This is a genomic window from Evansella sp. AB-rgal1 (assembly GCF_041820985.1).
GTDB lineage: Bacteria > Bacillota > Bacilli > Bacillales > Salisediminibacteriaceae > Evansella.
The window spans coordinates 49362-57484 of the sequence record NZ_JBGUAU010000032.1; the positions used below are offsets into that span (position 1 = coordinate 49362).

General features: G+C 35.8%; 7 protein-coding genes and 1 riboswitch. All 7 genes read left to right on the forward strand.

What is annotated here, in order from left to right:
• Positions 1 to 24 precede the first annotated feature (24 nt).
• The 7 genes from ACERII_RS21385 to ACERII_RS21415 all read left to right on the forward strand — a co-directional run bounded on the left by ACERII_RS21385 (position 25) and on the right by ACERII_RS21415 (position 8014).
• Positions 25 to 1131: an HD-GYP domain-containing protein gene (locus tag ACERII_RS21385; protein ID WP_373645005.1), complete on the forward strand. Its 1107-nt coding sequence runs from the start codon at positions 25 to 27 to the stop codon at positions 1129 to 1131.
• 43 nt (positions 1132 to 1174) lie between these two features.
• Complete coding sequence (locus ACERII_RS21390) at positions 1175 to 1969, forward strand: thymidylate synthase (RefSeq protein ID WP_373645006.1); 795 nt, start codon at positions 1175 to 1177, stop codon at positions 1967 to 1969.
• Entirely contained in the window at positions 1966 to 2448 is a 483-nt protein-coding gene (locus ACERII_RS21395) for a dihydrofolate reductase (protein ID WP_373645007.1), read from the forward strand. Before ACERII_RS21390 ends, ACERII_RS21395 begins: the two co-directional genes overlap by 4 nt.
• A gap of 761 nt (positions 2449 to 3209) precedes the next feature.
• A complete protein-coding gene (yunB, locus tag ACERII_RS21400) occupies positions 3210 to 4052 on the forward strand; it encodes a sporulation protein YunB (RefSeq protein WP_373645008.1) in 843 nt (280 codons plus the stop codon).
• Positions 4053 to 4146: 94 nt separating this feature from the next.
• Positions 4147 to 4325: riboswitch (Lysine riboswitch) on the forward strand.
• A 145-nt stretch (positions 4326 to 4470) separates the two neighbouring features.
• Positions 4471 to 6018 (forward strand): Na+/H+ antiporter NhaC family protein, encoded by a 1548-nt coding sequence (locus tag ACERII_RS21405; protein ID WP_373645009.1) that lies wholly within the window; start codon positions 4471 to 4473, stop codon positions 6016 to 6018.
• A gap of 374 nt (positions 6019 to 6392) precedes the next feature.
• Positions 6393 to 7916 carry a sodium-dependent transporter gene (locus ACERII_RS21410; protein ID WP_373645010.1) on the forward strand — a complete coding sequence of 508 codons (1524 nt, stop codon included), beginning with the start codon at positions 6393 to 6395 and terminating at the stop codon, positions 7914 to 7916.
• A complete protein-coding gene (locus tag ACERII_RS21415) occupies positions 7916 to 8014 on the forward strand; it encodes a methionine/alanine import family NSS transporter small subunit (RefSeq protein ID WP_373645011.1) in 99 nt (32 codons plus the stop codon). The genes ACERII_RS21410 and ACERII_RS21415 overlap by 1 nt, the downstream gene beginning before the upstream one ends.
• The last annotated feature ends 109 nt before the right edge of the window (positions 8015 to 8123 follow it).

An 8123-nucleotide genomic window follows, 5' to 3' on the forward strand; every position in this document is an offset into this window, starting at 1 on the left:
ATCAGTTAAGGGTGGGATTAGGAAATGCGTATTCGTTCCATTAGTTCATTACGGGAAAACGATTGTATAGCAAAACCGATATACAATGAGCACGGACAAATTTTATTGAATAAAGGCTACACACTAACCAGTAGTATGATTCATAGGTTAAAGGAAAAAGGTGTGACTTATGTATATATTGAAGATAATACAACAAAAGATATATATGTTGACGATGTGATTACAGACCGAACACGTATAGAATCTTTGGAAGTTATTAAAGATAATTTTTTAACTATTTCTAAGGAGATGACCTTAGGAAAATCAATAGATATGGACAAGCTCAGTCCGTCTTTTTCAAGAATAGTTACCAATATTCTTACGGAAATTACATCTCATAAAGAAGCAGTTTCCATGCTTTCTAATGTCTTTTGTTATGATTCTTATGTCTTTCACCACTCGCTAAATGTAACTGTCTATTCGTTAGCATTAGGTAAAAAATATGGACTGAATGCTAAGCAATTAGAAGAATTAGGTCTAGGTGCAATTTTACATGATATCGGTAAGATAGCTATTCCACTTGAAGTGTTAAACAAAACAGATTCATTATCAGATGAGGAGTTTCGATTAATACAAGAGCATTCCACGATTGGATTCGATATATTGAGAAAATCGCATACTATTCCATTACTTACTGCTCATTGTGCATATCAACACCATGAAAGAATGGATGGTTCTGGATATCCTCGAGGGATTTCAGGAAAAGATATTCACTTATATGCGAAATTGATTGGAGTTGCTGATGTGTTTGATGCAGTTACCGCAAACAGGGTGTACCGTAAAGCAAGGTTGCCACATGAAGCTCTGGAAATACTTTTTGCTGGTGTAAACACTTTGTTTGAAAAAGATATGGTAGAAGCCTTCGCTAAAACGATAGCTATTTATCCAGTTGGTCTAGAAGTTAAGCTAAGTGATGGAAGAACGGCAGTTGTAGCAAAACAAAATCCAGAATTACCATCTAGACCTACTGTATTAGTAATAAATAATGATGAAGGTGAAGCCGTTGAACCATATGAACTGAGTTTATTAGAGCATTTAAATGTAACGATTGTATCTTGTGAAACCACACTCTCACAAGAGGTGGCTTCCTAATAATTCTCTGTTTTTTAGAGGGAAAGCATGAAAGGTGGTTCAAATGCAACAATATTTAGATTTATGTCGACATGTTTTAGAAAATGGAAGTTCTAAAGAAGATAGAACAGGAACAGGAACGATTAGTACATTTGGATATCAAATGAGATTTGATTTAAAAGAAGGGTTTCCTGTTATTACAACAAAGAAATTAGCTTTGCGAGCAATCATTCATGAGTTATTATGGTTTATTAAAGGTGATACAAATATAGGTTATTTAAAAGAAAATAATGTAAGAATCTGGAATGAGTGGGCAGACGAAAACGGAGACTTAGGTCCTGTTTACGGAAAACAATGGCGTTCTTGGCCAGCACCTGACGGTAGTTCCATTGATCAATTAGGAGAAGTTATCAAACAAATAAAAACCAACCCAGACTCACGAAGACTTATTGTGAATGCGTGGAATGTTGGCGAGATAGATAAAATGGCGCTTGCTCCATGCCATTGTTTATTTCAATTTTATGTATCCGATGGAAAACTGTCATGTCAATTATATCAACGTAGTGCTGATCTTTTCCTTGGTGTTCCTTTTAATATTGCTAGTTATGCTTTATTAACAATGATGATTGCCCAAGAATGCGAGTTAGAGCTAGGGGAATTTATCCATACCTTCGGAGATGTGCATATTTATAGAAACCATATTGATCAAGTAAATCTCCAGTTAACAAGGGAACCTAGAAAGTTGCCTATTATGAAATTAAACCCTGAAATAAAAAAAATAGAGGATTTTACAATCGGTGATTTTGAGCTTGTAGGTTATGATCCTCATCCTCATATTAAAGGTGAGGTGTCTGTATGATTTCGATGATAGCGGCGATGGGAGAAAACCGTGTAATTGGAAAAGACGGTGATATGCCATGGCACATCCCAAACGATTTAAAATACTTCAAACAAGTAACATCAAATCATGCTGTTATTATGGGAAGAAAAACATATGATTCCATTGGTAAGGCATTACCTAATCGTAAAAATTATATTGTTACAAGAGATCAAGAGTTTGAAGCTCCTGATGGGGAAGTGTTTCACTCCGTGAAAGATGCTGAATCTCTTATGTCTTCAGATGAGGAAGTCTTTGTCATTGGTGGAGCAACGATTTACGAACAGTTCCTACCTATAGCGGATCGCCTTTATATTACCTTGATACACGAAGAGTTTGAAGGAGATACCTTTTTCCCTGTTATAGACGAGCAGGTGTGGAAAGTAGTATCATCAGAAAAAGGAAAGCTAGACGAAAAAAATTCCCATCCCCATACGTTTGTAGTTTATGAAAGAAGATAGGCAATAAAAATATAATACTTAAAAAAACAAATCGTCCGTGTAACGAGTTCCGTTTCCTATCACAAATATCAAAAAATGAGTGTCAAATTGTTTGCTAATTTGACACTCATTTTTTAGGTATAAAATTTACTGATGTGGGAATTGAAGGAGTTTTTTGTAGGAAGATCGAAATACGTACTTACATAAATCTGATTCCTTTTTAAGATTAATTTTTGGACCAATACTAGCCCAACTTATATCAGAGCCATCTAGAAGTGTCATCTTTGTATTTACTGGGATATTAATAGTACGTTCAGTATCAAAACAACAAGATTAGAGGATTATGGAACAATTTGATGAAGAGCCTTACGAAGTAATAATTTTAACAAAGAAAAATAGTTGAATCACAGGACCAAATATAACTTCAATTAACATACGAAGTTATTAATAATACAGACGAATGTCGTTATTGTACATTCGAAAGTTTAACTAACTGCTAAGGCATATGTTATAAAAGGAAGATATTATGCAAAATTATTAAGGAATCTTCAACAAACGGGAATGTACAACAAGTAAAAGTGAAAATCTGTAAAAATGGCTCGGTTCAAAAATTGAACTGAGCTATTTCAGGATACGGAAATTCTAATCGTCAGTGTTTTTCTTTTTATGTTTTACAAAAGTACCAAAATGTTCACAAAAAATTCAGGGACCTGGTCCCTGAATTTTTTGTGAAATATGTTGTCCTTCTTTGCATATGTATTAGCAAAGGGGGTTGTCATCTTATGAGAAGATCACCAATATATCGGCCCCGCTCTAATGCACCTGTAAAAGGTAAACGAAGAAAGGGTCCTTTACCGTTTAGATATGTATTTATAATCTCATTTCTTATTTTTTGCTTTCTGACTGTACAAGGACTCATTATCGTGGAAGCGGGGATCCGACCAACGTTAGTGGAGATTGCTAAAACAGAAACACAGCGAATTGGAACACTAGCTATCAATGATGCTATGTCAAAGAAGGTAATGGAGGATATTGATGTAGATGAAATATTACAGTATAACTATGATGATAATGGAAGATTACAAGCGGTATCATGGAATGTAGCTGTTTATTGGGAAATACAACACGCAACTGTGAGGCGTGTACAAAATTACTTAAATGATATAGAACATGGTCGAGTACGAGATTATAGCTTACCAACGGATGTAGAATTGGAGCAAGAAGGAGCTACATTTACGGAAAATGGAATTGTACATACTATTCCATTAGGGCAGGCTACAAATAATTCATTACTTGCTCATTTAGGGCCTAGAGTACCAGTTAGGTTCTCTTCCATCGGTGATGTGAAAGCAGATCTTAAAACAGAGGTTATTGAAACAGGAATTAATAATACGTATCTTCAAGTATCAGTTGAGATTGAAGTCGATGTACAGGTGATAATACCATTTGCTACAGATACGGAAGTTGTAAAGACATCTATTGTAGTAGCAAATATCTTCCATGCAGGAGAAGTGCCAGAATTTTATAGTAGTGGTGGTGAAGGAATGAATCCTGCTATTCTGCAATCTCCAACAGAAATTGATGAAAATGTAGATTTAAGTGGGTTAGAAGAAGTAGCACCATAAGCAAACGGAATTATCTACCTATTGCTTAAGTACTCATTATTTGTTAAGATCAACTAGGTTTGACAACAAAATGATAAGTATTACCTCGTCTTGATGATGAGGTAGAGGCGCAAAGTTTATGAGTATGAAACAGTGGCTTGGATAGCAAAGACTGTTTCAAAAAGGAAAATTTGCCGAAGCAAAGGAATCTAATCCAAGATCCTTTAGCTGGGGTTGTATTGAATAAGTACAACACTGTCACATACCTTTTTTATGTGGAGAACTACTTACGAAAATCTTGATGAGGGAAATAACCTACCTGCTCGTAGCAAGGAAGTTTTCCTTGCTGCTTTTTTGTGTTTTTTAGGCTACAAGGATAAATTTTTCCTCCTCACGGTAGTATTGTCAGCATAAATAAGAAAAGAAAGTGGGAAACAAAATGGATTTTGGAATTTATTCATTGGTACCGCCAATAGTGGCATTAATAATGGTACTAATTACAAGAAGGGTTGTTCCATCGTTAGGTGTAGGTATTATTGTGGGAGCGATCATGCTTCATTTTTCAGAAGAAAGATTTCTTCTTGAGGCTTTAAAATATATTGCATCGATTGTTACAGAAATCTTCTACGTTGATGGATCTATAAATAACTGGGAATTATATATTATCTTCTTCCTATTAATACTTGGAATAATCGCTTCTTTCATAACAATTACAGGGGGAAGCCGAGCATTTGGAGAATGGGCGTTAACAAAAGTAAAAACAAGGAGTGGAGCTCAGTTCGTTGCAGGTTTTTTAGGTATCATCATTTTTATTGATGACTATTTCAATAGTTTAACAGTAGGAAATGTAAGTCGACCATTTACAGACCGTCATAAAGTATCGAGAGCAAAGTTAGCATATATCGTTGACTCAACAGCTGCCCCTATGTGTGTAATATCACCTATTTCCAGCTGGGGAGCATATATTATTGGAATAATCGGAGGTATCTTTGTTACACATGAAGTGACGAACTATGGTGCATTACAAGCATTTTTATTAATAGTGCCAATGAATTTTTATGCCTTATTTGCAATATTACTTGTATTTGCAGTTGCCTATTTCAAACTTGATTTTGGACCTATGAAACAACACGAACAACGTGCATTAGAAACCGGAATACTGGTAGACTCATCCAAAGGACAAGCACCTGGTGAAATGATGGGATCTGTAGCAGGAAAAGGAGAAAAAGGTGATCTGATCTGGCCTATAATTACCCTCATTTTTGCTACCATCTTCTTCATGATTTTAACGGGAATACAAGCTACGGAAGGGAAAACAAGTCTACTTGCAACGTTTGAAAACACGGATGTAGCAGCAGCTTTAGTTTACGGTGGTTTGGTAAGTTTATTAGTAACAGTTGTAATTGCATTCAAGAGAAACGTAGCTAAAACAGATTTTACTGGAGCTATCATTGCAGGAATTAAATCAATGCTTCCTGCCATATTTATCTTAATTTTTGCGTGGACCATTATAGAAATTATTGAGGCAATAGGAACAGATATGTATTTAGCTGAACAAGTAAAATCTAGCAATTTAAATATAAGTTTTTTACCTGTGATTTTATTCATAGTAGCAGGATTTATGGCATTTTCAACGGGAACATCATGGGGAACCTTTTTACTTATGTTACCTCTTGCTGCTAGTATAGCTGTAGTAAATGATGCACAGATGCTTTTACCTGCCTTAGCTGCAGTATTGGCAGGATCCATTTTCGGAGATCATTGTTCACCAATATCTGATACAACTATCTTGTCATCTACTGGAGCGGGGAGTCATCATATCGATCATGTAATGACCCAATTACCTTATGCATTAATAGTTGGCTTTATCTCCATTATTGGATTTTTAGTTTTAGGGTTCACATACAGTGTAATCCTAGCATTAATAGCTACTTTCGTTACGTTTTGTTTAGTGATTATCGTTTTGAAAAAAATCGTGACTACTTAAATACACGATTAAGCTACCTCTAACATAGTGGCCAGTGAAACTATTTCATTGGTCATATTTTTTATATTACTAAAATGTATGCATTTAAAGTAAAGAAAATTCTGTCAAATTATATCAGAAAAAATCTAACATAATACATGTCAGTAGGAGACATAAAGAGGAAAGTATGATCATAAATCACAATAAATGGATTATTCAGAAAATTCTTTGACAAATAATAGATTGAATTTTATAATAAAACAACATACTGATCATATTATTTAACATAATTTAATATAAAGAAAAAAGGAGGGAGGAGCGTTAATAGTTTTTCTACAATATTAAATGTCTGAAAATATCGAAAATTCACACTGTAAACAGAGAGGAGACTATGTATGGGACGTGAACAATGGGGAACGAGGGCTGGATTTATATTAGCAGCCGTTGGTTCAGCAATAGGACTAGGTAACATTTGGCGATTTCCTTACGTCGCGTATGAAAATGGTGGGGGAGCATTCTTCCTTCCTTACTTATTTGCATTATTAACAGCTGGAATTCCATTGCTAATAATGGAGTTTACGATCGGTCAAAAATATCGTGGCTCGGCACCTTTATCTTATGCGAGAATTAACAAAAAAGCGGAATGGATCGGCTGGTGGCAAGTACTTATCTCATTTGTTATTTCTGTTTATTATGCCGCAATTATCGCATGGGCAATGTCATATAGTGTTTTCGCGCTTAACCTCAGCTGGGGATCAGATCCAGAAGGGTTTTTGTTCGGAGATTACTTAAATCTTGCAGCAGTTCCTGGACAATACGGTGGGTTAGTTCCTGGAGTATTCATTCCAGCAATTTTAGTATGGGCTATCACATTAGGTGTCTTATTTAAAGGTGTGAAAAAAGGAATAGAAGTTGCTAACCGTATTTTTATTCCTTTGTTAGTGGTAGTTTTCTTAATTATTGTTTTAAGAGCACTAACGCTTGACGGAGCAGTTGATGGATTAAATGCATTTTTTAAACCTAGCTGGGATACGATATTAGATCCTGGGGTTTGGGTAGCAGCGTACGGACAAATTTTCTTTAGTTTATCTATCGCATTTGCGATTATGATCACATACGCGAGCTATTTGCCAAAAAAATCAGATATCAGTAATAATGCGTTTATTGCAGGGTTCAGTAACTCTGGATTTGAGCTATTGGCTGGTATCGGTGTATTTGCTTGCTTAGGGTTTATGGCAAATGCAGCAGGTGTTGGAGTTGGGGAAGTTGCAAGTGCAGGTGTAGGGTTAGCGTTCGTCGTTTTCCCTGAAATAATTAATACATTCCCGGGATTTAACGGATTGTTCGGATTCCTATTCTTTGGGTCACTTGTTTTAGCGGGTCTATCATCATTAATTTCTATCGTAGAAACATATGTAGCAGCAACACAAGAGAAATTTAACATTACGAGAGCGAAAGCAGTTACTGTATTCGGTGGAGGAGCAGCGATTATCTCTATCTTCGTATTCTCTTCTGGTGGAGGATTATACTTCTTAGATGCAGCTGACTACTTTATCAACTCCTTCGGGGTAGCATTTGCCGGATTAGTTTCTGTTATTGCAGTTTCTTGGTTCCTGCGAAAACTTGGACCATTCCAAGACCATGCAAACGAATTATCGGATATTAGAGTTGGAACTTGGTGGAAAGTTTGCTTAGGAGTAATCACTCCATTAGTATTAGGATGGATGATGGTTCAAAACATTATTACAAACATCCAAGAAAATTATGAAGGATACTCTACAGGCTTTTTACTCGGTTGGGGTTGGGGAGTTGCTGTAGGTGCAATTGTCCTTGGTATTCTCTTATCCTTCACAAAATGGAAAGAAGGGCAATTAGAAATTCCGACAGACTATAATGAATCCAAAGAGGTGAGCAAATAATGGATGCAAGTGCAGTAATAATGATGATTGTTGGAATGCTCATAATTTGGGGCGGTTTAGCCGCAAGTATTATCAATGCAGTGAAGTCGTCTAAATAAAAGTGATGTAAGGGTGTCGGGAGAGCTAAGCTGAGCTCTTTCGACACTTTTTTTACTAAAAGAGAAGTGCACATATAATTGCGGAATTCGCACATAAAAGTGAGAAATT

Bases quoted from the DNA above. Each gene is read 5' to 3' on its own strand.
- ACERII_RS21385 (WP_373645005.1), top strand. From the start codon at position 25: ATGCGTATTCGTTCCATTAGTTCATTACGGGAAAACGATTGTATAGCA.
- ACERII_RS21390 (WP_373645006.1), top strand. From the start codon at position 1,175: ATGCAACAATATTTAGATTTATGTCGACATGTTTTAGAAAATGGAAGT.
- ACERII_RS21395 (WP_373645007.1), top strand. From the start codon at position 1,966: ATGATTTCGATGATAGCGGCGATGGGAGAAAACCGTGTAATTGGAAAA.
- yunB (WP_373645008.1), top strand. From the start codon at position 3,210: ATGAGAAGATCACCAATATATCGGCCCCGCTCTAATGCACCTGTAAAA.
- ACERII_RS21405 (WP_373645009.1), top strand. From the start codon at position 4,471: ATGGATTTTGGAATTTATTCATTGGTACCGCCAATAGTGGCATTAATA.
- ACERII_RS21410 (WP_373645010.1), top strand. From the start codon at position 6,393: ATGGGACGTGAACAATGGGGAACGAGGGCTGGATTTATATTAGCAGCC.
- ACERII_RS21415 (WP_373645011.1), top strand. From the start codon at position 7,916: ATGGATGCAAGTGCAGTAATAATGATGATTGTTGGAATGCTCATAATT.